Origin of the sequence: Nocardioides sp. AX2bis (assembly GCF_902506435.1) — a bacterium.
In the GTDB taxonomy this organism is placed as follows: Bacteria; Actinomycetota; Actinomycetes; order Propionibacteriales; family Nocardioidaceae; genus Nocardioides.
Genome location: NZ_LR733215.1, coordinates 2,485,621 through 2,508,770, shown reverse-complemented (window position 1 = coordinate 2,508,770; position 23,150 = coordinate 2,485,621). Strand labels below are relative to the sequence as shown.

Here is a 23,150-nt window from a genome sequence, read left to right as displayed (position 1 = left end):
CTGCCTCCTCGACCACCGGGGGCCGGCGCTCGCCGCTTGCTGCAGAACTCTGCAGGTCGTTGCAGTGCACAACTGTGGGCCGCCGCAACCCTGGGGTGGAGCGGCGGATCTTGACATGGTCGAGGTCAAGGCGTCGTCCGTCCGGGCGTCGCCGTCTGCCGAAGGGTCTGCCATGCGCACCACCACCTCCCGCTCGCTCGGTCTCGCCGCTGCCGCCGTCGCCGCGACCAGTGCCCTGGGCCTGTCCGTGCTCCCCGCCTCCGCGGCACCCGCGGCCCCGTCCGCCGCCGCGGCCGCCGCGGCTGCACCCACCGACGAGGCGCTCGTACGCTCCGCCGTCGCCGCGCTGGCCGCCCACCCCGGCGCCGCGCGGGTGCCGGGCGACGCGGCGCGGGCAGCGGGTGCGCAGGAGCTGCGGGCCACCGACACCGTGGTCGACGAGGACGGCACCAGCCACGTGCGCCTGGAGCGCACCTACGCCGGGCTGCCGGTGCGCGGCGGGGACGTCGTGGTGCACCAGGGCCCGGGGGCGGCCTGGGACGGCGTGAGCCAGACCCTCGAGGACGACCTCGCGCTGGACACCGACCCGCAGGTGGCGGCCGCGACAGCCGCTCGGCGGGTGCTGGGCGCCGCGGCCCTGAGCAAGGGCGTCAGCGGGTTCGCCACCCAGGGCAGCCCCGAGCTGGTCGTCGAGGCGTACGGCCCGTCCCCGCGCCTGGCCTGGGAGGTCACCGCCACCGGACGGCACGCCGACGGCACCCCGAGCCGGACCACGACGTCGGTCGACGCCGTCACCGGCGCGGTGCTGCGCAGCGAGGACCACGTGCAGACCGTCGACGGCGACGGCCGCTCGCTGTACTCCGGCTCCGTCCCGCTCGACGTGACCGCGACCGGCGGGGGCTTCGAGCTGCGCGACCAGAGCCGCGGCGGCACCTACACGATCGACGTGGGCAACGCGACCGACTCCTCGGTGTGCTCGCTCTTGGGTCGCAGGTGCGCGACCGGGCCCGTCGTGACGAGCCCCGACACCGTCTTCGGTGACGGGACCACGGCCGACCGCCAGTCCGCCGCGGTCGACGCCCAGCACGGCACCGACACCACCTGGGACTACTTCCTCGACGTCCACGACCGCGAGGGCATCTTCGGGGACGGCACGGGCTCGTTCAACCGGGTGCACTACGGCAAGAACTACGTCAACGCCTTCTGGGACGGCGAGAAGATGACCTACGGCGACGGCGACGGCCAGAGCTACGGACCGCTGGTCTCGCTCGACGTCGCCGGGCACGAGATGACGCACGGCGTCACCGAGAACACCGCGAACCTCACCTACTCCGGGGAGTCCGGCGGCCTCAACGAGTCCACCTCGGACATCTTCGGCACGATGGTCGAGTTCTACGCCGCCAACGCCGAGGACCCGGGCGACTACCTGATCGGCGAGGAGTTCGACCTGGCCCGCGGCGAGGGCCTGCGCCGGATGGACGACCCGATCTCCGACGGCAGCTCGCCGAACTGCTACTCGGCGAACACCAAGAACCTCGACGTGCACTACTCCTCGGGCGTGGGCAACCACTTCTTCTACCTGCTGGCCGAGGGCTCCGGGGCCAAGCAGATCAACGGCGTCGCGCACTCCTCGACGACCTGCGACGGCTCCACGCCGGCCGGCATCGGTCGGGACGCCGCGCAGCGGATCTGGTTCCGGGCGCTGTCGGTCTACATGACCTCGGGCACGGACTACGCCGGGGCGCGGACGACCACCCTCCAGGCCGCCTCCGACCTGTACGGCGCCGGCAGCGCCGAGCGGGCCGCCGTCGGTGCCGCGTGGAGCGCGGTGGGCGTGGGCTGAGCCCGGACCGGGCCGACGAGGCCCTCACAGAACGACGGATGCCGGCACTCGGGGGAGTGCCGGCGTCCGTCTCGTGCGTGGTGGTGCTGGTGTCGCTCAGGGCTCGATGGTCACCTTGATGGCCTCGCCCCGCTGGACGATGCCGAACGCGTCCAGCGCCCGCTCGAGCGGGATGTGCTCGGTGATCAGGTCCTTGACCGGGACCTGGCCGGTCGAGATGTACTCCAGCGCCCGCTTGTTGTGCTCGGGCGCGGAGCCGTTGGCGCCGTGGATGTGGAGCTGGCGGTAGTGCACGACGTTGGAGTCGCAGGTGATCGTCGGGTCGGTCTTCGGCAGCCCGCCGAAGAACGAGATCCGACCGTTGCGGGCCGCCATCGCGATGGCCTGCTCCTGGGTGACGTTGGCAGCGGTCGCGGTGATCACGACGTCCGCGCCGCGGCCGCCGGTCAGCTCCATGACGCGCTCGACCACGTCGACCTCGGCCCCGTTGATGGTCTCCTCGGGCGAGACCGCGTCGGCCGACATCTTCAGCCGCTCGGCGTTGACGTCGACGAGGTAGACCGGGCCGGCCTTGTGGACGCCGCGGGCGATGCGGATGTGCATGCAGCCGATCGGACCGGCGCCGAAGACGACGACCGTGTCGCCCTCCTCGATGCCGAGCAGCTCCTGGGCGTTGATCGCGCAGGCGAAGGGCTCGGCCGCGGAGGCCTCGTCGAAGCCGACGTTGTCGGGGATCCGGTTCAGGCCGTCGACCTTGAGCACCTGCTTCGGCACGATCATGAACTCGGCGAAGCCGCCGTCGTACTGGTAGCCGACCGAGGTCTGGTTCTGGCAGACCGCCATCCAGCCCTTGCGGCACTCGTGGCAGTCGCCGCAGGGGACGGCTGCGATCACCTGGGCCCGGTCGCCGACCTCCCAGGACGAGCCGTAGGTCGCGTTGACGTCGGCGCCGACCTCGACGACCTCGCCGGCGATCTCGTGGCCGATCGTGCGCGGGGGAGTGAGGTTCTGGTGGCCGTTGTGCAGGATCTTGACGTCGGTCCCGCAGGTCGAGCAGTTGCGCACGCGCAGCTTGACCTCGTCCGGGCCGCACTCGGGCTCCGGCACGTCCTCGAGCCGGATGTCCTCGGGGGCGTAGAAACGCAGGGCCTTCATCTGTCCTCCTGGTGCAGTGGGTGTGTCGCCAGTCACTGTATCGGCGTGGTCGCCGGATTCCGATACCCGGTTGCGTTGTTGTGATTCCCGTTCGTGTGGCATTGGAACCCTTGACCGCGGTCGTGACGTGTATTACAAAGGCATTCACACATCCGTGACCGTAGTCACAGCGCGTCCCGGATCGGTCGATGCCGGCCTCGGCCGGCCCTAGCAGGAGGGGTCTGGGATGGCCACCACCACGAGCGCGAGCCCGTACCACGCGGCTGAGTCACCATCGGAGAACGGCGGGGGCGGCGGCGGCGTGCGGCTGCGCGTCCAGCGCTTCGGCACGTTCCTGTCCAACATGGTCCTGCCGAACATCGGGGCCTTCATCGCGTGGGGCCTGATCACGGCCCTGTTCATCGAGACCGGGTGGATCACCCTGATCGGCGACGCCCTCGGGTACTCCGGCAGCTACGGGCTCGTCGAGAAGATCGGCGGCTGGGGCGCCTACGCTCCCGAGGGGCTCGAGAGCACCGGGATCGTCGGCGTGATGATCACCTACCTGCTGCCGCTGCTGATCGGCTACACCGGCGGCCGGATGATGTACGACGACAACCTGCGTGGCGGCGTGGTCGGCGCCATCGCGACGATGGGTGCGATCGCCGGCGCCGGCGTGCCGATGTTCCTCGGCGCCATGATCATGGGCCCCCTCGGTGGCTGGTCGATGAAGAAGCTGGACGCGCTGTGGTCGCACAAGATCCGGCCCGGCTTCGAGATGCTGGTCAACAACTTCTCCGCCGGCATCTGGGGCGGCATCCTGGCCATCGTCGGCTTCGTCGTGGCCGGCCCCGCGGTCGAGGCCTTCAGCACCGGCGCGTCGAAGGTCATCGACCTGCTGGTCAGCAACAACCTGCTCCCGCTGACCTCGATCTTCATCGAGCCGGCCAAGGTCCTCTTCCTCAACAACGCCGTCAACCAGGGCATCCTCACGCCGCTCGGCACGACCGAGGCGCAGGACGCCGGCCAGTCCATCCTCTTCCTGCTCGAGGCGAACCCGGGTCCGGGCCTCGGCCTCCTGCTGGCCTTCACCTTCTTCGGCAAGGGCGCGGCCAAGGCCTCCGCCCCGGGCGCGATCGTGATCCAGTTCGTCGGCGGCATCCACGAGATCTACTTCCCCTACGTCCTGGCCAAGCCGAAGCTGATCCTGGCCGTCATCGCCGGCGGCATGGCCGGTATCGCCACCAACCTGGTCTTTGGCTCGGGCCTCCGCTCGCCGGCCTCGCCCGGCTCGATCATCGCGGTGTGGGCGGCCGCCCCCCCGAGCAGCCTGCTCGGGGTCACCGCGTCCGTCGTGGCTGCCGCGGGCGTCTCCTTCCTGGTCGCGGCGTTCCTGCTGAAGCTGGACCGCTCCGGGGACGACGGCGACCTGAGCGCCGCCACCGCCGCGATGGAGGCCCGCAAGGGCAAGAAGTCGTCGATCGCGGGCAACCTGACGGGGGCCGCCGCGGAGCGCACCGGCGCGATCCGCTCGATCGTCTTCGCCTGCGACGCCGGGATGGGCTCGTCGGCGATGGGTGCCTCGGTGCTCCGCAAGAAGGTGCAGGGCGCCGGGTTCACCGACGTCACCGTCGTGAACAAGGCCATCTCGAACCTGAAGGACGACGCCGACCTGGTGGTCACCCACCAGGACCTCACGGCCCGGGCCCGGCAGCGCACCCCGTCGGCCACGCACGTCTCGGTCGACAACTTCATGGCCAGCCCGCGCTACGACGAGATCGTCGAGCTGCTGCAGCAGACCAACGCCCCGGACCGGGAGCCGGCCATGGCCGGTGCCGGGCCGACCGCGGGCAGCGGTACGCCGGAGGCCGCCGCGGGCGGTGCCGGCGACGGGCTGCTCGCCACCGAGGCGATCGTGCTCGACGGCCGCGGCTCGACCCGCGACGAGGCCATCACGCAGGCCGGTGAGCTCCTGGTGTCCACCGGTGCGGTCGACCAGGCCTACGCCGACGCGATGCACGAGCGGGAGACGTCGGTGTCGACCTACATGGGCAACCGGCTCGCGCTGCCGCACGGCACCAACGAGGCCAAGTCGGCCATCCACCGCACGGCGCTGTCGTTCGTCCGCTACCCGCAGGGGATCCAGTGGAAGGGCAAGGACGTCACCTTCGTCATCGGCGTGGCCGGCGCCGGGGACGACCACCTGAAGCTCCTGGGCAAGATCGCCGAGGTGTTCCTCGACGAGGCCCAGGTGGCCCGGCTCGAGGCCGCCCGGACGCCCCAGGAGGTCCAGCAGATCCTGGGCTCGGTCAGCGTCTGAACCACGCACCACCAGCCGTACGAGGCCCGCACCCCGAACCGGGGGGCGGGCCTCGTCCGCGTCCGATCCGGGGTGGCTGTCGGGCGGCGGGCGACAGACGGCAGGCGGCGGGCACCTGTAACGCTCTGTTACTTCATCTGGTGCGGCGGGCGGGGTCCATCGGTCGTAGCAACGGGGTCAGGCTGCTGACGGGGTTGTCAGGAGCTGGTCCAGCTCTTGGGCTGGTGTGCGCATGTTGAGGGAGCCGCGTCTAATGACAGGCCCGAACACAACAACTCGAAGAACTCATCGCGCTCTTCGTAGGAGACGTAACGCTTCGCCATCTACAACACCTCTGCTCAGGTGTTGCTACGACCATCTGAATCCGCGGCGTCGTGGTGCTGCACGAGATGAAGTAACGCAGCGTTACAGGTCCCGGGTCGGGCCGCTCGGACGCCGGGCCCGCGCGGCGGGGGTCAGCCCAGCAGCCGCAGCACGGCGGCCAGGGCGGCCGCCGAGACCACGACGACGAGGAACGGCGCCCCGCGCCACAGCAGCAGCGCCGCCAGGGCGAGCGCCGGGAGCCGGGCGTCCACGACGAGCGTGCCGGTGCCGCCCAGCACCTGGACGGCCACCAGGGCCGAGAGCAGCGCGACCGGGAGCAGCAGGGCGGTCCGCGCCACCACCGGGTGCGCCAGCAGTGACGCCGGCACGGACAGCCCGAGCAGCTTCAGCAGGTAGCAGCCGAGGGAGGCGCCGAGGACCGCCAGCCACGTCGCCACCGCCGCGCTCACGTCGCCCCTCCACGCGCCCGCAGCAGTCCGGCCAGGACAGCGACGCCGACGGCTGCGAGCACCGGCACCCCGGCCGGGGTGGCCGGGACGAGCACGAGAGCCAGCGCCGCAGCACCGACCGCGACCCCGAGTGCCCGCCGCCCGCGCACCTGGGGCCAGACCAGGGCCAGGAAGGCGGCGCCGACGGCGGCGTCGAGACCGAGGCGCCGCGGGTCGCCGAGCGCCGAGCCCGCCAGCGCCCCGGCCAGCGTCGCTGCGTTCCAGAGCACCAGCACCGACAGGCCGGTGGCGGCGAACCCGAGCCGGGCCGCGGCCTGCGGCGACGCGTGCGCCAGGCCGACCGCCGTGGACTCGTCGATCAGCACGTGGGCAGCGGCCGCCCTCCGGGCCCCGCGCCACCCGAGCAGCGCGCCCATCCGGACGCCGTAGAACGTGTTGCGGGAGCCGATCAGCACCGCGGTCGCCGCGCCCGCGAGCGGGGAGCCGCCCGCGGCGAGGACGCCCACCAGCGCGAACTGGGAGGCGCCGGTGAACATCAGCAGGGACAGGGCGCAGGTCTGCGCGACCGTCAGCCCGGCCGCCACGCTGACCGCGCCGAACGAGACGCCGTACGCCCCGGTGGCGACCCCGACGCCGAGCGCCTGGCGCAGCACCGCTCGACGCTGGTCGGGGGCGAGCGCGGACACCTGGTCAGGCCAGGGCGGTGTGCAGGCGTACCTGCTTGGCGCGCACGCCGCCGGGGCCCTCGAGCTCGCGGTGGGCCTGGTCCGGCGCCCATCCGGCCTCGGTGAGGAAGCGGCGGCGGACGTCGTCCTCGGCACGCAGCCAGGTCACGGCGCGGGTGAAGCGATCGGCGACGAGGGTGTCGGCCGCGGCCTGGAGGAGCCGGGAGCCGTGTCCGAGACGGCGGTCGGCGGGTGCCACGCAGATCTCGAGCAGCTCGCCGTCCGCGACCGGGTCGCAGTCGGGGTCGGCGCCGGGGGCGGTCACCGCGAACCCGACGACGCGGTTGCGCTCCAGCGCGACCAGCACGCGGTTGCGGGCGTCGCCCGGCTTCACCATCGAGGTGCGCCACACCTCGGCGGCGCGCTCCTCCACCTCGGGGCCGGACGGGACGTCGGCGGGGTCGACGAGACCGGCGTACTGCTCGGGCCACGAGGCCACCTGGACGCGGGCCACGGCCGCGGCGTCGTCGGCCCAGGCCACGCGTACGGAGACGTCGGCGGTCGGACCGGAACCCTGGGCAGCCATGCGGGCATCGTCGCAGCCCGGCGCCGGACACGCCTCGGTCGGGTCGTGGGGGGACACAAGGGTGGGCGCGACGTGCGTAGGTTCGGGCCCATGGAGATTCGTAATCTGGGCAGGAGCGGCCTGAAGGTCTCGGCCGTCTCGTACGGGAACTGGCTGACGCACGGCTCGCAGGTCGAGGAGGACGCCGCACTGGCCTGCGTGCGCCAGGCGCTGGAGGAGGGCATCACGACCTTCGACACCGCCGACGTCTACGCCAACACCGCGGCGGAGACCGTGCTGGGCAAGGCGCTCAAGGACCAGCGTCGGGAGGGCCTGGAGATTTTCACGAAGGTCTACTTCCCGACCGGCCCGGGCGCCCACAACGACCACGGCCTGTCCCGCAAGCACATCACCGAGTCCATCGAGGGCTCGCTGCGACGCCTCGGCACCGACCACGTCGACCTCTACCAGGCCCACCGCTACGACCACGAGACCCCGCTCGAGGAGACGATGGAGGCCTTCGCCGACGTCGTCCACAGCGGCAAGGCGCTCTACATCGGCGTCTCGGAGTGGCGCGCGGAGGAGATTCGCGAGGCGCACGCCCTGGCCCGCGAGCTGCGGATCCCGCTGGTCTCGAACCAGCCGCAGTACAACATGCTGTGGCGCGTCATCGAGTCCGAGGTCGTCCCGACCTGCGAGGAGCTCGGCATCGGCCAGATCGTCTGGTCGCCGATCGCGCAGGGCGTGCTGACCGGCAAGTACAAGCCGGGCGCGGAGCTGCCGGCCGGGTCGCGGGCCACCGACGAGAAGGGCGGCGCCGACATGATCAAGCGCTTCCTCGACGACGACGTGCTCACCCGGGTCCAGGCGCTGCAGCCGGTCGCCGACGAGGCCGGCCTCAGCCTGGCTCAGCTCGCGGTGGCGTGGGTGCTGCAGAACCCGAACGTCTCCTCGGCCATCATCGGCGCCAGCCGTCCCGAGCAGGTGACCGAGAACGTCAAGGCCGCCGGGGTCACCCTCGACGCCGACGCGCTGGCGGCGATCGACGAGGCGCTGGGCGACGTGCCGGAGAAGGACCCGGCGAAGACCACGTCGCCGGCCACCCGCGACTTCGGCTGAGCCGACCGGGCCCCAGCAGCACCAGCGGCCCCGGGAGTCCCCGCTCGGGCGGGGATTCCCGGGGTTCGCGTGCCTTGCAAGGCGCGCGAACCCCGGGAAATGCCCACCTAGTCCGGTCGGTCGTGGCGTCGATCGCCCGGTTGCGCGGCCCGACGACGGGCCAGCGGGTCAGCGGTAGCGCTCGGGGAGCTTCTCGCCGATCTTGACCTGGCTCTTCGGCAGCCGCATGAAGCGCATCTGCATCGAGCGGCTCACGGCGTACCAGGTGGTGCCCTTGACCGACTCGCCCTCGAACCGCTTCGCCAGCTCGCGGCGCAGGCGGAAGCGCAGGGTCAGCACGTCCATCACGATCAGCGCGAGCACGGCCACCATCACCGTGCTGCCGATCCGGACCAGGGCGGGGCTGCCGGAGTAGGTGAGCACGGTGGTCACCAGGACCAGCGGCAGCACGATCTCCAGGAACGAGAACCGGTGGTCGACGTAGTCCCGCACGAACCGGCGCACCGGGCCCTTGTCGCGGGGCAGCAGGTGCCGCTCGTCGCCGGTCTTCATCGCCGTGCGCACCTTCTGCGCCTCGTCGGCGCGCACGCGGCGCTTGGCGGCGGCCTGCTCCTTGCGGGTGCGGGGTGCCTTGGCGCGCGCCTTCGCGGCGGCCTCGGCCTCACGACGGGTCGGCGTGGGACGCCCCTTGCCCGTGGTGATGACGGTGCTGCCGTCGGCGGGCGCCGCGGGGCTGCCCGCGACGGCGGTGTCGGTGTCGTTGCGACGTCGGAACAACAGGGGCCTCAGCAGGTGTCAGGGGTGGTCGGCGGACGTCTCGTCCGGACTGTCAGCCTACCGGTCGGGCCGCGCGGTCCTCTCGCACCGGTTGCCGCTGCGCCGTAGGGTGAGGGCGTCGGGCACCCCTCGCCGACACGCAAGCCGACCCCGCAAGTCGCCGCACTGAGAGAGAGCCCGACGTCGTGAGCCTGATGAAGCGCATGAGCCTGATCTTCCGCTCGAAGGCCAACTCGGCCATGGACCGGGCCGAGGACCCCCGCGAGACGCTGGACTACAGCTACCAGCGCCAGACCGAGCTGCTGACCAAGGTACGCCGCGGGGTGGCCGACGTCGCCACCAGCCGCAAGCGCGTCGAGCTGCAGATGAACCAGCTCCAGCAGCAGGTCGACAAGCTCCAGGCGCAGGCCGAGAAGGCGATCGGGATGGGCCGCGAGGACCTCGCCCGCGAGGCGCTGACCCGCAAGTCCGCCGTCGTCGGGCAGGTCGAGGACCTCCGCGTGCAGCACGCCAACCTGCAGGGCGAGGAGGAGAAGCTCGTCCTGGCCCAGCAGCGGCTGCAGGCCAAGGTCGAGTCCTTCCGCACCCGCAAGGAGACGATCAAGGCCAACTACACCGCCGCCGAGGCGCAGACCCGGATCGGCGAGGCCATGTCGGGCATCGGCGAGGAGATGGGCGACGTGGGCATGGCCATCCAGCGCGCCGAGGACAAGACGGCGACGATGCAGGCCCGCGCCGGTGCGATCGACGAGCTGATCGCCTCGGGCGCCCTCGACGACGCCTCGTCGACCAACCGCGGTGACGACATCGCCCGCGAGCTCGAGCAGATGAGCTCGCAGTCCGACGTGGAGCTGGAGCTGGCCCGCCTCAAGGGCGTGTCCGCACCCCAGCAGCCCGACGCCCTGAACCAGGGTGGCGGCACCGACGACGCCCTCGCCCCCGAGGCCGAGCGGTCGACCGAGCCGGGCCAGGAGGGTCGGTCGTGATCGTCCGGATCCTGGGCGAGGGCCAGTACGACGTCGCCGACGCCGCCCTCGACCGGCTCAACGACCTCGACGGCGCGGTCGAGCGGGCCGTCGAGGTCGGCGACGAGACCGCCTTCGAGGCCGCCCTGGCGGCGCTGCTCGACGGCGTGCGGACCGTCGGGGTGCCGCACGAGCTGGACTCGCTCGACGAGTCCGACCTGATCCTGCCGCCGGCCGACGCCGACATCGCCCAGGTCCGCGACCTGCTCGGCGACGAGGGGCTCATCCCCGGCTGACGACCCCGGCCGTACGTCCGGCCGGGGTTCTCACCTCTCTCTTGGGAAGACAGGGGAGACTGGGTCCATGGCACGCACCCGGTTCGTCGGCGACTCGGGCCTCACGGCCCGGATGACGCTGGTCCTGTTCCTCCTCGGCGCCCTGTTTGTGGGCCTGATCGCGATCCTGATGGTGATCTTCGGCCGGTCCGGCGGCCCGGGCATCGCGATCCTGATCGGCCTGGCCGGCATCGGCGTCGCCTGGTACCAGTGGTACTCCTCCGACAAGGTCGCCATGAAGGCGATGCGGGCCCGCGAGGTCACCCCCGAGCAGGCACCCGAGCTGCACGGCATGATCGACCGGCTCTGCGCCCTGGCCGACATGCCCAAGCCCCGGGTCGGCATCGCCGACACCCCGCTGCCGAACGCCTTCGCGACCGGGCGCTCGCCGGAGCGGTCCGTGGTGGTCGTGACGACCGGCATCATGGGACGGCTCACGGCCGAGGAGCTCGAGGGCGTGCTGGCCCACGAGCTGGCCCACGTCGCGCACCGCGACGTCCTGGTGATGACGGTGGCGTCCTCGGCCGGCATCGTCGCCGGCATGCTGACCCAGGGGGCGCAGTACGGCGCCCTGTTCGGCGGGCGCAGCCGCGACAACAACTCGGGGCTGCCGATCTGGCTGGTCGTGCTGGTGGTCAGCCTGGTGACCTACGCGGTCAGCTTCCTGCTGCTCAAGATCCTCTCCCGCTACCGCGAGCTGTCCGCCGACCGCGCCGGGGCGTACCTCACGATGAAGCCCCAGGCGCTGGCCTCGGCGCTGCAGAAGATCAGCAGCGGGATGGACTCGGTGCCCCAGAAGGACCTGCGTGCCAGCCAGGCCATGAACGCGTTCTTCATCGCCCCGGCCGTCAAGGGCGTCTCGCTGTCGACGCTGACCTCGACCCACCCCAGCCTCGAGCAGCGCCTCGAGCAGCTCGCGCGCATCCAGACCGAGCTCGGCCGGACCACTCTGTGAGCGCCGCCTGATGGGGTTCTGGAGCTCGATCATGGGGCGGTCGCAGCCGGCGGCCCCGCGCCTGGACTCGCTGTTCGCGGTGCCGAGCGCCGCGCTGACCCTGGAGGCCGGGCTCGGCCTGGTCCCGACCGGCATCGGCTCGGTCTGCTACCGCGCCGCCTCGGGCGCCGGGTTCGCGCAGACCCAGCAGGAGGCCGTGGCGCTCCTCGGCTCCGCGCCGGAGGCGCCCGACGTCGAGGTCACCGTCGACGACTTCGGCTTCACCTGGCTCACCGTCACCCACGACCCGAGCGACACCAGCGGTCTCTGCACCGACCTGCACGCGGTCAACAGCACGCTGGGCGACGCCGGGTTCGGCCCCGGGCTGCTGTGCTCGCTGGTGGTCTTCGCCGACGTCACCGGACGCCGGGTCGGCCTGGTCTACCTCTACAAGCAGGGCACCTTCTACCCGTTCGCGCCCCAGCCCACGACGGGCTCGGCGCGCGGCGCGCAGGTGCGCGACACGCTGATGGAGATCCAGGTCCGCGACGCCGTGGAGAACGACCTGCCGCTCGAGGAGGAGCGCTCGCGCTGGTTGGCCGTCTGGGGCGCCCCGGGCCTGTGAGACGCGACCGTGCTCGGCAGCCCACCCGGCTTCTCACCCGGCAGCGCACCGGCGGCCACTAGGATCTCGCCGGTAGGACGGGCCACGTCAGGCCCACCTGGGACGGAGCTGTGCCGATGACCGCAGAACAGGTGTGGGTCGACATGGTGACCGACCTCGGGGACCTCGCCGCGCCCCCGACCCAGCAGCTGCAGGCGGTCGTCGACCTCACCGCGCGGATCTGCCAGGTCCCGCTCGCGCAGATCAACTTCTTCACCCGCACCGAGCAGCGTCAGGTCGCCGCGCACGGCATGGACCCCGCCGCCTGCGCGCTGGAAGACTCCATGTGCCACGTGGTGCGCCACCAGCAGGAGACGGTCGTGGTCCCGGACGCCCGGCTCGACCCGCGCTTCGCCGACAACCCCTTCGTCACCGGGCGGCTCGGTCTCATCCGCTTCTACGCCTCCCACCCGCTGACGACCGCGTCCGGCCTGGTGGTCGGACGGCTGTGCGTGTTCGACCAGCGACCCCGCACCCTCGAGGAGATCGAGGGTTCCGAGGTGGGTTCGCTCGGCGTCGTCGCCGACCGGGTGATGGACGTGCTGGAGCTCGCGCTGCGCAACCGCGAGCTGGTCCACGCCCTCGAGCACGGCGAGGCGATGCGCGCCGAGCTGCTCACCTCGCACGACCGGCTTGCCGCGTTCGCGGGCCAGGTCAGCCACGACCTCAAGACGCCCCTGTCCAGCGTGTCGCTCTCCCTCGAGCTGATCCGGGAGCAGCTGGCCGGGGGAGCGGGGAGCAAGGAAGAGCTGGAGTGGCTGGCCGGCAAGGCCGGCGACGCCGCGGGACGGATGAGCGCCCTCGTCGACGACGTCCTGGCCTTCGCGCAGGTCGGCGGGTCCGAGCTGCACCAGGACGTCGACCTGGCGGAGGTCCTCGACGAGGTCCTCGAGGACGTCCGCGTCCGCCTCGACGGTGCCGAGGTCGTCGTCGGGCCCCTGCCGGTCGTGTGCGGCGACCGCACCCAGCTGCGGTCCCTGCTGCAGAACCTCCTCACGAACTCGCTGGCCTACCGGTCCCCGGACCGGCCCCTGCATGTCGAGATCGACGGGGGCCTGGTCGACCACCGGTGGCTGCTGGAGGTGCGGGACAACGGACGCGGCATCGCCCTCGAGGACGTCGAGCGCGTCTTCGTGCCGCTGCAGCGCGGCGCCCACGACGTCCCGGGCAGCGGCATCGGGCTCGCGACGTGCCGGCGGATCGTCGAGGCCCACGGCGGCCGGATCGCGCTGCACCCGCGCGCCGGGAACGGCGCCGTGGCGCGGGTGGAGCTGCCGACCGGCCGCAGCGCCGCCGACCGCCCGGCCTGAACCGGACCGGGACGAGGCCGGTCCTCGGGCGTCAGTCCTTGGCGGTGCGCCCCGGCAGGTCGAGCATCCGGCGGAGCGCGACCAGGGCGTCGCGCTCGGTGGCGTCGTCGACGTCGATCCGGTTGACGACCGTCCCGGCCACCAGCGACTCGAGCGCCCACACGAGGTGGGGCAGGTCGATCCGGTTCATCGTCGAGCAGTAGCAGACGGTCTTGTCGAGGAAGGCGATCTTCTGCTCGGGGTGCTCCCGCGCGAGCCGCTTGACCAGGTTCAGCTCGGTGCCGATGGCCCAGCTCGACCCGGGCGGGGCCGCCCGGACGGTGTCGATGATGAACTCCGTCGAGCCGACCAGGTCGGCCTTCAGCACGACATCGTGCGTGCACTCGGGGTGCACCAGGATCTTCACGTCCGGCACGGTCGCGCGCAGGCTGTCGACCACCTCGGCGCTGAAGCGGCCGTGGACCGAGCAGTGGCCCTTCCACAGGATCATCCGGGCGTCGCGCAGCTGCTCGGTGCTCAGCCCGCCCTGGGGCAGCCGGGGGTCCCAGACCACGCAGTCGTCCAGCGACATCCCCAGCTTCAGCACCGCGGTGTTGCGGCCGAGGTGCTGGTCGGGGAAGAACAGCACCTTGCCGCCGCCCGTGCCGTCGGGGCCGGCAGGAGGCTTCTGGGCGAACGCCCACTCCAGGGCGGTCTCGGCGTTGGAGGAGGTGCAGACGACCCCGCCGTGGCGCCCGCAGAAGGCCTTGATGTCGGCCGAGGAGTTCATGTAGGTCACCGGGACGACCTGGTCGCCGACGCCGGCGTCGGCCAGCGCGTCCCAGGCGTCCTCGACCTGGGTCAGCCGCGCCATGTCGGCCATCGAGCAGCCGGCGGCCAGGTCGGGCAGGACCACCTGCTGCTCGGGCCCGGTGAGGATGTCGGCGGACTCGGCCATGAAGTGCACGCCGCAGAAGACGATGAACTCGGCCTCCGGGCGGGCCGCTGCGTCCTTGGCCAGCTTGAAGGAGTCGCCGGTGACGTCGGCGAACTCGATGACCTCGTCGCGCTGGTAGTGGTGGCCGAGCACGAAGACCCGGTCGCCCAGCGTGGCCTTGGCGGCGCGGGCGCGCTCGACCAGGTCGGGGTCCGAGGCCGGCGGGAGGTCGCCGGGGCACTCGACGCCACGCTCGGCGGAGAGGTCGACGCCGCGCCCCAGCGGCAGCAGCGGGAGGTCGACGGTCGTCATAGCGCCATCCTAGGCCGGGCGAGGGCGGCCCCGGCTCACAGCAGCGCGCCGTTGGGCAGGTACGGCGCCGGCGGCCGCATCCCGCGCACCGCGAGGTACCCCGAGGTGGTCGCCTCCATCCGGGCCGCCATGGCGACGTCGACGGCCCACTCGTTGGCCGCGGTCACGTGGTGCACCTGCTGGACCGAGCCGTCGGCGGAGGCGTCGGCCAGGGCGGTCCAGAGCAGCTCGGTGGCCGTACGACGGTCGGTCGCCGCGAGCAGGGCCACGCTCCCGTCCGGCCCGAGGTAGGCATAGCCCGACCCGGTGCCCGAGTCGCAGACCACCGGGCGCCAGGTGCGCTGCATCAGCGCGTGGTCCGGGCCGTGCGCGGCGCCGCGGGTGCGACGGTCGACCGAGTCCATCAGGTCGGTGTCGGCGGCCGTGGCCTCGCGGACCCGGCGCAGGACCGGGATCGCGGAGCGGTCCACCGTGCCCCGCAGGGAGAGGAACGGGTGCATCGTGAAGCCCGCGAGGCGGTAGCGGCGGAACGCGCGAGGGTCGTCCGAGGAGCACAGCATGCCGCGCAGGCACCCGCGGCCGTGGTGCAGCGCGGCCTCGAGCAGCACCCGGCCTGTCCCACGGCCCTGGAGGTCGGGGCGCACGGCGTACGTCGCGAGGATCCACATCAGCTCACGCGTCAGCGAGGTGGCGAACCCGGCGAGCCCGTCCTCGTCCTCGGCCACCCAGCAGCCGCCGGGGTCCGTGCGCAGCAGGTGGTGGGTGCGCTCGACCCAGGCCCGGCCGCGCTCGGGGCTGCGCCGCTCGGGCAGCGGCACCGAGCGCGGCAGCATCCGGGCGTCGACCTGGTGGAAGGTCTCGGCCTTGAGGCGCTCCGCGGCGAGGACGTCCTCGGGCCGCATCGGGCGGACGACGGGCTGGTCGGGTGCGCTCACCGGCCCGAGCCTAGGAGGGCGCGAGCGCCGGGTGCGTGATGATGGGCACATGCGAGTTCTCGTGGCCCCCGACAAGTTCGCCGGCACCCTGACCGCGGTGGAGGCCGCCGAGGCCGTCGCCGCCGGGTGGCACCGGCACGCGCCCGACGACGAGATCGACCTGGCGCCGATGTCCGACGGTGGGCCCGGTTTCGTCGACGTCCTGCATGCCACCCTCGGTGGTGAGCTCCTCGCGGTCACCGTGACCGGCCCGACGGGGGCACCCACCCCGGCGACGCTGCTGGTGGTCGACGACACCGCCTACGTCGAGAGCGCCCAGGCCTGCGGGCTGCACCTCACCGGGGCGCAGGGCGGCGAGCAGGCCACCACGCGCGGCGTGGGTGAGCTCCTCGCCGCGGCGATCGGCACCGGCGTACGACGCGTGGTCGTCGGGCTGGGCGGCAGCGGCACCAGCGACGGCGGGGCGGGCCTGCTCGCCGGCCTGGGCGCCACCGCCGACGTCCCGCTCGACGAGGGTCCGGCCGGCCTGGACGGCATCGGCACGATCGACCTCGCGGCGGCGCGGGAGCGCGTCGCCGGGGTGGAGGTCGTGGTCGCCAGCGACGTGGACAACCCGCTGAGCGGTCTCTTCGGCGCGGCCAAGGTCTTCGGGCCCCAGAAGGGGCTGACCGAGGAGCGCCTGGTCGTCGTGGACGCCTGGTTGGAGCGGTTCGCCGAGGTCGCCGGGAGGCGTACCGCCCTCGAGCCCGGCGCCGGCGCGGCCGGCGGCCTGGGGTTCGCGCTGCTCCTCCTCGGCGGTACGCGGACGCCCGGGATCGGTCTGGTCACCGATGCCGTCGGCCTGCCCGCCCGGGCCCGGGCCGCCGACCTCGTCGTCACCGGCGAGGGCGCCTTCGACTTCTCCAGCCGGGCCGGCAAGGTCCCGGCCGGTGTCGCGGCCGTGGCCGAGCAGGCCGTACGCCCGTGCGTGGCGCTGGCCGGCGCGGTGCTGGTCGGTGCGCGGGAGATGCGGGCGCTCGGGATGGAGTCGGCCTACTCCCTGGTCGACCTGGTGGGGGAGGAGCGCGCCTTCGCCGACCCCGCCGGCTCCCTGGCCGACCTCGCCGAGCGGGTCGCGCGCACCTGGTCGCGCTGAGGACCGCGAGCCGGCGAGGAATAACCCGGCCTGTGCGAGGATTGAGCTGCACAGACCATGATTGATCCCCGCACCCCTGGGAGAACGCACATGACCGAGCAGGTCGAGACCACCACCGATCGTCGTACCGACCAGATCAACCTCAGCCCGGTCGCCGCGGGCAAGGTGACGAGCCTCCTCGAGCAGGAAGGCCGCGACGACCTCCAGCTGCGCATCTCCGTGCAGCCCGGCGGCTGCAGCGGGCTGCGCTACCAGCTGTTCTTCGACGAGCGCACCCTCGACGGCGACGTCGTCACCGACTTCGACGGCGTGTCCGTCGTGGTCGACCGGATGAGCGTGCCCTACCTCAACGGCGCGATGATCGACTTCGTCGACTCGATCGAGAAGCAGGGCTTCACGATCGACAACCCGAACGCGACCGGCTCCTGCGCCTGCGGCGACTCGTTCCACTGAGCCACTGACGCACCGCGCGACCTGAGACACCGCAGCACCCAGCAGCACCCGGACCCCCGTCGGCCCCTGGCCGGCGGGGGTCCTGTGCGCCGAGATGACGCTTGCGGCGCCCCGAGATGACGCTTGCGGCGCCCCGAGATGACGCTTGCGGCGCGCCGAGGTGACGTTTCCGGCGCCCCGACCTCAGCCGTGCGGCATCGAGGTCGGCGGAGCGGGCACCCGTCTGTCGTACGACGCCGCGCCGCGGTCGAGCCACGCCTCGCGACCGACCCCGAGCCGGGCACCCACCGCCTGCGCGTCGCGCCGCATCGCCTCGGTGGCGTCGGCGTCCTCGTAGGCCAGGCGGGGCGTGGTGGTTCTCACACCGCGACGCTAGGGGCTACCGAGAAGTAGACCCAGGCCTACGCGGCGGTAGTGTCACGCGACGTGCCAGCCGACACCGCCGCCCCCCTGTCCTCCGCGCCGAACGGACCGCTGCTGATCGCGGGCTCGATCGCCACCGACCACCTCATGACCTTCGGTGGCCGGTTCGCCGACTCGCTCGTGGTCGAGCAGCTGGACAAGATCTCGCTGTCCTTCCTGGTGGAGGACCTGGAGATCCGTCGCGGGGGAGTCGCCCCGAACATGTGCTTCGGGCTGGGGCGCCTCGGCGTACGCCCGGTGCTGGTCGGCGCGGCCGGCGAGGACTTCACCGACTATCGGTCGTGGCTCGAGCGGCACGGCGTCGACTGCGACTCGGTGCACATCTCCACCTCCGCCCACACCGCGCGGTTCGTGTGCACCACCGACTCCTCGATGGCGCAGTTCGCCTCGTTCTACCCCGGTGCGATGGCCGAGGCGCGCCTGATCGAGCTGGCGCCGATCGTCGCCCGGGTGGGCGCGCCGGCCTACGTCCTGATCGGCGCCGACGACCCCGAGGCGATGCGCCGCCACACCCACGAGTGCCGCACCCGCGGCTACGCCTTCATCGCCGACTGCTCCCAGCAGCTGGCCTTCGGTGACGGCGACCTGATCCGCGACCTCGTCGACGGCGCGACGATCTCGTTCTCCAACGAGTACGAGTCGCACATGATCGAGCAGAAGACCGGCTGGTCGGCCGCGGAGATCCTGGACCGGGTCGGCATGCTCGTCACGACCCTCGGCGCGGAGGGCGTACGGATCAGCCGCCGCGGCGAGCAGGACGTGGTCGTCCCCGCCGCAGCCGACGTCACCGCGGTCGAGCCCACCGGGGTGGGCGACGCCTTCCGGGCCGGGTTCCTGGCCGCGCTGAGCTGGGGTCTCGGCCTCGAGCGCGCCGCCCAGGTCGGCTGCGTGCTCGCGGCCTACGTCGTGGAGACGGTCGGCACCCAGGAGTACTCCTTCACCGCCGCCGACTTCGCCGGCCGCCTCGAGGCCTCCTACGGCGCCGACGTGGCCGCCGAGGTCGCGCCGCACCTGACCTGAGCCGCGCCGCCCCGGGGCACCTAGGTCGTACGCCGCACCGCGAAGCGGGGGCAGCCGTCAGCGGCGACGTCCTCGCCGACGTACTCCTGGCCCCGCATCCGGCACCACGCCGGCACGTCGTGACGGGCCGCGGGGTCGGTGGCGACCACGGCGAGGACCTCGCCGACGGCCACCCGGGGCAGGGCACGGGCCAGCTCGACCACCGGCAGCGGGCAGCGCAGGCCCCGGCAGTCCAGCTCCAGGTCCGGTGCCCCGCCCGCGCTCACAGCCCGACCTCGGCGCGCAGCCCGGCGACGACCTCCGGCAGGACCGCGACGAAGCGCTCGACCTCGTCGGCGGTGGTGTCGCGGGCGACACCCACGCGCACGTTGCCGTGGGTCAGCGCGCCCATCGCGGCCAGCACGTGGCTCGGTTCGAGGGTGGAGCTGGTGCACGCGGACCCGCTGGCCACCGCGAAGCCGCGGGCGTCGAGGGCGTGGACCAGGGCCTCGCCGTCGACGTAGAGGCACGAGAAGGTCACCAGGTGGGGCAGGCGGTCGACGGGATCACCGACGACCTCGGTGTCGGGAAGGGCCGCCGCCGCGGCGCGGACCCGGTCGACCAGCCGTCGTTGCCGGGCGGCCACCTCGTCCCGCTCGGCCACGACGGCCTGCAGCGCCGCGGCCGCCGCGAGCACGGCAGGGACGTCCTCGTGGCCGGTCGTGCGCTCGTCGACCCGGTCGTCCGGCGGGAACGGCGAGGTCCACCGGACGCCCTTGCGCACGAGCAGGACCCCGACGCCGGCCGGGCCTCCCCAGTGGTGGGAGGACCCCGCCGCGGCCGACCACCCGTCGGGCAGCGGCTCGCGCCCCATCGAGGCCCGGGCGTCGGTGAAGAGCGGCACCCCTGTCAGCCGGGCGGCGACCTCGGCCACGGGCTGCCGGGTGCCGACCTCGTGGTTGGCGCTCTGCAGCGCGACCACCGCGACCCCGGGCCGGCCGGCGGCGTGCAGCAGCCCCTCCACGTCGACGCGGCCGGAGCCGTCGCCGCCGACGTCCTCGACCGGGCCGGCCCACCGCGCCGCGTGGAGCACCCCCGAGTGCTCGACGGCGGCGTGGACGACACGGTCCCCGGCGCGCCGCCGGGCCGTCCGGAGCCCGAGCAGGCCCCGGTGCACGGCCTCGGTGCCGGAGCCGGTGAAGGAGACCTCGTCGGGCCGTACCCCCAGGGCCTCCGCGGTCGTCTCGCGGGCGCGGTCGAGCTGCATCCGGGCCTGGCGGGCAGCGCGGTGGAGGCGGCGCGGATCGGCGTACCCGGCCTCGATCGCGGACCGCAGGGTCTCGCGTGCGACCGGGTGCAGCGGCTCGGAGGAGGCCGCGTCCAGGTAGCCGCTCACGGCGGCAACCTAGCCGGTGGGGGCGAGGGGTCGGGGGACCACGGGTGAAGTACCCTCTGCAAGAGAGATTCTCCCTTCGAGAGGAAGGCCTGTCCGTGGGTCTGCAACTCCCCGGGCGCCGGAACGCGGCGTCGCGCCGTCAGCGCGTGACGGCCTCGTTGATGCTCGTCATCGGCGCCCTGATGCTCGCCGGCTGCTCCTCCGACACCGAGGCCGGACGGCTCGGCATGCCCGCGCCGGTCACGGTCGAGGGTGAGTCCAACCTCGAGCTGTGGCAGGGCGCCTGGATCGCCGCGCTGGCCACCGGCGTCGTGGTGTGGGGCCTGATCTTCTACGCCGTGGTCCGGTTCCGTCGTCGCTCCGACGACGAGATCCCGGTGCAGACGCGCTACAACCTGCCGCTGGAGATCTTCTACACGATCTTCCCGGTGATCATGGTGATCGTCTTCTTCTCCCACACCGTGCGCGTGCAGAACGTCCTGCTGGACGACTCCCCGCCGGACAACGAGCTGACCATCGTCGGTCAGCAGTGGCAGTGGACCTTCAACCACCCCCTCGAGGAGGGCGGCCAGGAGGAGAACGTCTACGAGGTCGGCGCCGGTAACTACATCCCGACGCTCTACCTGCCGGTCGACGAGACCACGCGGTTCAACCTCTACTCGCCCGACGTGATCCACGACTTCGGCGTCCCCGGCTTCCTGATGAAGATGGACGTCATCCCGGGCCAGGTGAACTCTTTCCAGGTCACGCCGCAGACCGAGGGCGACTACCTCGGCAAGTGCTACGAGCTCTGCGGGGTCTCGCACTCCCGGATGCTCTTCAACGTCAAGGTCGTCTCCCGTGCGGAGTACGACGACTACCTCGAGCAGCAGGCCGCCGCGGGCAACGTCTCCGACGAGCCCGTTCTCGGTGGTGCGTACGCCAACACCCAGGTCGGCCTCGAGGACGAGGCTTCCGAGGAGGGATCCGAGTGACCGCCACCGCCGAGAGGCCCACCGCCACCAACGCGACGCTGCCGCGCAAGACGCTGGGTCGTCAGCTCGTCACGCTGATGACCACCACCGACCACAAGCTGATCGGCAAGCTCTACCTCGTCACCTCGTTCGTCTGGTTCCTCGTCGGTGGCGTCATGGCGCTGCTGATCCGCTCCGAGCTGGCCTTCCCGGGCTCGCAGGTGGTCAACGACGAGCTCTACAACCAGCTGTTCACGATGCACGGCACGATCATGCTGCTGCTGTTCGCGACACCGCTGTTCTTCGGCTTCGCCAACGTGATCATGCCGCTGCAGATCGGCGCGCCGGACGTCGCGTTTCCGCGCCTGAACATGTTCAGCTACTGGCTGTTCCTCTACGGCGGGCTGATCGCCGCCTCCGGGTTCCTGACCCCCACCGGTGCCGCCGACTTCGGCTGGTTCGCCTACACGCCGCTCTCGGACGCCGTACGGTCCCCGGGCGTCGGTGGTGACCTGTGGATCATGGGCCTGTGGATGGCCGGCCTCGGCACGATCCTCGGTGCGGTCAACTTCATCACCACGATCATCTGCATGCGCGCTCCCGGCATGACGATGTTCCGGATGCCGATGTTCGTCTGGAACACCCTGGTCACCAGCCTGCTGGTGCTCATCGCCTTCCCGGTGCTCGCCGGCGCCCTGCTCATGCTCGAGGCGGACCGCCAGTTCGGCGCCCAGATCTTCGCCACCTCGCACGGCGGCGCGATCCTGTGGCAGCACCTGTTCTGGTTCTTCGGCCACCCGGAGGTCTACATCATCGCGCTGCCGTTCTTCGGCATCGTGACCGAGATCCTCCCGGTCTTCAGCCGCAAGCCGATCTTCGGCTACGTCGGCCTGGTCGGCGCCACGATGGGCATCGCGATCCTCTCGGTCGCGGTGTGGGCGCACCACATGTTCGTGACCGGTTCGGTGAACCTGCCCTTCTTCTCGGGGATGACGTTCCTGATCGCGGTGCCGACAGGAGTGAAGTTCTTCAACTGGATCGGCACGATGTGGGGCGGGTCGTTGTCCTTCGACAACCCGATGCTCTGGTCGGTCGGGTTCCTGACCACGTTCCTGTTCGGTGGCCTGACCGGCATCATCCTGGCCAGCCCGCCGCTGGACTTCCACGTGTCCGACTCCTACTTCGTGGTCGCGCACTTCCACTACGTCGTCTTCGGCACCGTGGTGTTCGCGATGTTCGCGGGCTTCTACTTCTGGTGGCCCAAGATGACCGGCCGGATGCTCAACGAGCGCCTGGGCAAGCTGCACTTCTGGCTGCTGTTCGTCGGCTTCCACACCACGTTCCTGGTCCAGCACTGGCTCGGCGTCGAGGGCATGCCGCGCCGGTACGCCGACTACCTGTCGATCGACGGGTTCACCGGGCTCAACCAGGTCTCGACGATCGGTGCCTTCGTGCTGGCCGCCTCGACGTTGCCGTTCCTCTACAACGTCTACATCTCCCGCAACGCCCCGCTCGTCGAGGTCGACGACCCCTGGGGCTGGGGCCGCTCGCTGGAGTGGGCGACGTCCTGCCCGCCGCCGCGCCACAACTTCGTCACCCTGCCGCGGATCCGCTCGGAGTCCCCGGCCTTCGACCTGCACCACCCCGAGGTCGTGGCCGTGGAGCTGGACGACAACCCGGCCGCCCGCGACGGTGGCGCGGCCGACGCCCCCGACATGGCCGGCCGTGAAGAGGTCATCAACGACCGCACGGGTCGTCGCCGCAACGAGCGCAAGGACGGTGACCGATGAAGTCCGAGGCCTGGATCTTCGGGGTCACCAGCATCTTCCTGGTGCTGGTGACGCCCGCCTACTGGCTGATCACCGCGGCCGGTGACACCGGCGGCGACTGGACCGGCACCTCGGCGCTGGTCATGACGACGTTGCTCGCGGCGATGGTGACCTTCTACCTCGGCTTCCACGCCAAGCGGATGGACCCGCGTCCCGAGGACCGTCAGGACGGCGAGATCGCCGACGGCGCCGGCGAGCTCGGGTTCTTCCCGCCGTACTCCTGGTGGCCGCTGTGGTGTGCCTCCGCGATCGGCGCGATCGTGTTCGCCACCGCGATGGCTGCCTGGTGGCTGCTGATCATCGGTGCCGTGCTCGGCGCGATCGCCCTGATGGGTCTAGTCTTCGAGTACTACCGGGGCCTGCACGCCCACTGAGCCTGGTACGGGCTCCCGCGC

Annotated in this window: 24 protein-coding genes; 14 read left to right on the top strand and 10 right to left on the bottom strand. The window is 72.2% G+C overall.

Translation table 11 applies throughout. The features are described from left to right. The first annotated feature begins 172 nt into the window (after positions 1-172). A complete protein-coding gene (locus GV155_RS11980; RefSeq protein WP_160008212.1) occupies positions 173-1,843 on the top strand; it encodes a M4 family metallopeptidase in 1,671 nt (556 codons plus the stop codon). Between the two features lie 96 nt (positions 1,844-1,939). Here the strand turns inward: GV155_RS11980 and GV155_RS11975 are convergent, their stop codons facing one another. Then, the gene (locus GV155_RS11975; protein WP_160008210.1) at positions 1,940-2,998 is read right to left on the bottom strand and encodes a zinc-dependent dehydrogenase; all 1,059 of its coding nucleotides are present in this window, start codon (positions 2,996-2,998) and stop codon (positions 1,940-1,942) included. Between the two features lie 226 nt (positions 2,999-3,224). Here GV155_RS11975 and GV155_RS11970 point away from each other — a divergent pair, with 226 nt between their 5' ends. Next, on the top strand, positions 3,225-5,297 hold the full coding sequence (locus tag GV155_RS11970; RefSeq protein ID WP_160008208.1) for a PTS mannitol transporter subunit IICBA: 2,073 nt from the start codon (positions 3,225-3,227) through the stop codon (positions 5,295-5,297). A gap of 455 nt (positions 5,298-5,752) precedes the next feature. Here GV155_RS11970 and GV155_RS11965 read toward each other — a convergent pair whose 3' ends face one another. The 3 genes from GV155_RS11965 to GV155_RS11955 are packed head-to-tail and all read right to left on the bottom strand — an operon-like array spanning position 5,753 to position 7,321. Beyond that, positions 5,753-6,070, bottom strand: coding sequence for an AzlD domain-containing protein (locus GV155_RS11965; RefSeq protein ID WP_236554285.1), 318 nt, complete (start codon positions 6,068-6,070; stop codon positions 5,753-5,755). Beyond that, positions 6,067-6,756 (bottom strand): AzlC family ABC transporter permease, encoded by a 690-nt coding sequence (locus tag GV155_RS11960; protein ID WP_160008206.1) that lies wholly within the window; start codon positions 6,754-6,756, stop codon positions 6,067-6,069. Before GV155_RS11960 ends, GV155_RS11965 begins: the two co-directional genes overlap by 4 nt. A 4-nt stretch (positions 6,757-6,760) precedes the next feature. Beyond that, on the bottom strand, positions 6,761-7,321 hold the full coding sequence (locus GV155_RS11955; protein ID WP_160008204.1) for a GNAT family N-acetyltransferase: 561 nt from the start codon (positions 7,319-7,321) through the stop codon (positions 6,761-6,763). A gap of 90 nt (positions 7,322-7,411) precedes the next feature. Between GV155_RS11955 and GV155_RS11950 the strand changes: the two genes are divergently transcribed. Beyond that, positions 7,412-8,419 carry an aldo/keto reductase family protein gene (locus GV155_RS11950; RefSeq protein ID WP_160008202.1) on the top strand — a complete coding sequence of 336 codons (1,008 nt, stop codon included), beginning with the start codon at positions 7,412-7,414 and terminating at the stop codon, positions 8,417-8,419. 168 nt (positions 8,420-8,587) lie between these two features. Here the strand turns inward: GV155_RS11950 and GV155_RS11945 are convergent, their stop codons facing one another. Next, complete coding sequence (locus GV155_RS11945; protein ID WP_201300152.1) at positions 8,588-9,196, bottom strand: DUF3043 domain-containing protein; 609 nt, start codon at positions 9,194-9,196, stop codon at positions 8,588-8,590. 194 nt (positions 9,197-9,390) lie between these two features. Here GV155_RS11945 and GV155_RS11940 point away from each other — a divergent pair, with 194 nt between their 5' ends. From GV155_RS11940 to GV155_RS11920, 5 genes are all read left to right on the top strand, one after another. Beyond that, entirely contained in the window at positions 9,391-10,182 is a 792-nt protein-coding gene (locus tag GV155_RS11940) for a PspA/IM30 family protein (protein WP_201300308.1), read from the top strand. Beyond that, positions 10,179-10,457: a PspA-associated protein PspAA gene (gene pspAA, locus GV155_RS11935; protein WP_160008198.1), complete on the top strand. Its 279-nt coding sequence runs from the start codon at positions 10,179-10,181 to the stop codon at positions 10,455-10,457. Before GV155_RS11940 ends, pspAA begins: the two co-directional genes overlap by 4 nt. A 67-nt stretch (positions 10,458-10,524) precedes the next feature. Further along, positions 10,525-11,451 (top strand): zinc metalloprotease HtpX, encoded by a 927-nt coding sequence (gene htpX / locus GV155_RS11930; RefSeq protein ID WP_160008196.1) that lies wholly within the window; start codon positions 10,525-10,527, stop codon positions 11,449-11,451. Between the two features lie 10 nt (positions 11,452-11,461). Continuing rightward, positions 11,462-12,055 carry a PspA-associated protein PspAB gene (pspAB, locus tag GV155_RS11925; protein ID WP_160008194.1) on the top strand — a complete coding sequence of 198 codons (594 nt, stop codon included), beginning with the start codon at positions 11,462-11,464 and terminating at the stop codon, positions 12,053-12,055. A 116-nt stretch (positions 12,056-12,171) separates the two neighbouring features. Then, the gene (locus GV155_RS11920) at positions 12,172-13,404 is read left to right on the top strand and encodes a sensor histidine kinase (RefSeq protein WP_160008192.1); all 1,233 of its coding nucleotides are present in this window, start codon (positions 12,172-12,174) and stop codon (positions 13,402-13,404) included. Positions 13,405-13,435: 31 nt separating this feature from the next. Here GV155_RS11920 and nadA read toward each other — a convergent pair whose 3' ends face one another. Beyond that, positions 13,436-14,632: a quinolinate synthase NadA gene (nadA, locus tag GV155_RS11915; RefSeq protein ID WP_160008190.1), complete on the bottom strand. Its 1,197-nt coding sequence runs from the start codon at positions 14,630-14,632 to the stop codon at positions 13,436-13,438. Positions 14,633-14,667: 35 nt separating this feature from the next. Continuing rightward, entirely contained in the window at positions 14,668-15,567 is a 900-nt protein-coding gene (locus tag GV155_RS11910) for a GNAT family N-acetyltransferase (protein WP_236554284.1), read from the bottom strand. A 49-nt stretch (positions 15,568-15,616) separates the two neighbouring features. On the opposite strand from GV155_RS11910, the gene GV155_RS11905 reads away from it, so the two are divergent. Next, positions 15,617-16,702 carry a glycerate kinase family protein gene (locus tag GV155_RS11905; protein ID WP_160008185.1) on the top strand — a complete coding sequence of 362 codons (1,086 nt, stop codon included), beginning with the start codon at positions 15,617-15,619 and terminating at the stop codon, positions 16,700-16,702. 90 nt (positions 16,703-16,792) lie between these two features. Then, on the top strand, positions 16,793-17,155 hold the full coding sequence (gene erpA, locus GV155_RS11900; RefSeq protein WP_160008183.1) for an iron-sulfur cluster insertion protein ErpA: 363 nt from the start codon (positions 16,793-16,795) through the stop codon (positions 17,153-17,155). Positions 17,156-17,338: 183 nt separating this feature from the next. On the opposite strand, the gene GV155_RS11895 is transcribed toward erpA, so the two are convergent. After that, entirely contained in the window at positions 17,339-17,518 is a 180-nt protein-coding gene (locus GV155_RS11895; protein ID WP_160008181.1) for a hypothetical protein, read from the bottom strand. A 147-nt stretch (positions 17,519-17,665) separates the two neighbouring features. Between GV155_RS11895 and GV155_RS11890 the strand changes: the two genes are divergently transcribed. Then, entirely contained in the window at positions 17,666-18,598 is a 933-nt protein-coding gene (locus GV155_RS11890) for a carbohydrate kinase family protein (protein WP_160011259.1), read from the top strand. A gap of 20 nt (positions 18,599-18,618) precedes the next feature. On the opposite strand, the gene GV155_RS11885 is transcribed toward GV155_RS11890, so the two are convergent. Continuing rightward, positions 18,619-18,864: a sulfurtransferase TusA family protein gene (locus GV155_RS11885; protein ID WP_160008179.1), complete on the bottom strand. Its 246-nt coding sequence runs from the start codon at positions 18,862-18,864 to the stop codon at positions 18,619-18,621. Next, the gene (locus GV155_RS11880; RefSeq protein ID WP_160008177.1) at positions 18,861-19,973 is read right to left on the bottom strand and encodes a cysteine desulfurase family protein; all 1,113 of its coding nucleotides are present in this window, start codon (positions 19,971-19,973) and stop codon (positions 18,861-18,863) included. Before GV155_RS11880 ends, GV155_RS11885 begins: the two co-directional genes overlap by 4 nt. A gap of 95 nt (positions 19,974-20,068) precedes the next feature. Here GV155_RS11880 and ctaC point away from each other — a divergent pair, with 95 nt between their 5' ends. The 3 genes from ctaC to GV155_RS11865 are packed head-to-tail and all read left to right on the top strand — an operon-like array spanning position 20,069 to position 23,129. Then, positions 20,069-20,947 carry an aa3-type cytochrome oxidase subunit II gene (gene ctaC / locus GV155_RS11875; RefSeq protein WP_236554283.1) on the top strand — a complete coding sequence of 293 codons (879 nt, stop codon included), beginning with the start codon at positions 20,069-20,071 and terminating at the stop codon, positions 20,945-20,947. Then, positions 20,944-22,716, top strand: coding sequence for a cytochrome c oxidase subunit I (gene ctaD / locus GV155_RS11870; RefSeq protein ID WP_442938842.1), 1,773 nt, complete (start codon positions 20,944-20,946; stop codon positions 22,714-22,716). Before ctaC ends, ctaD begins: the two co-directional genes overlap by 4 nt. After that, the gene (locus GV155_RS11865) at positions 22,713-23,129 is read left to right on the top strand and encodes a cytochrome c oxidase subunit 4 (RefSeq protein WP_160008175.1); all 417 of its coding nucleotides are present in this window, start codon (positions 22,713-22,715) and stop codon (positions 23,127-23,129) included. The genes ctaD and GV155_RS11865 overlap by 4 nt, the downstream gene beginning before the upstream one ends. Positions 23,130-23,150: the final 21 nt, after the last annotated feature.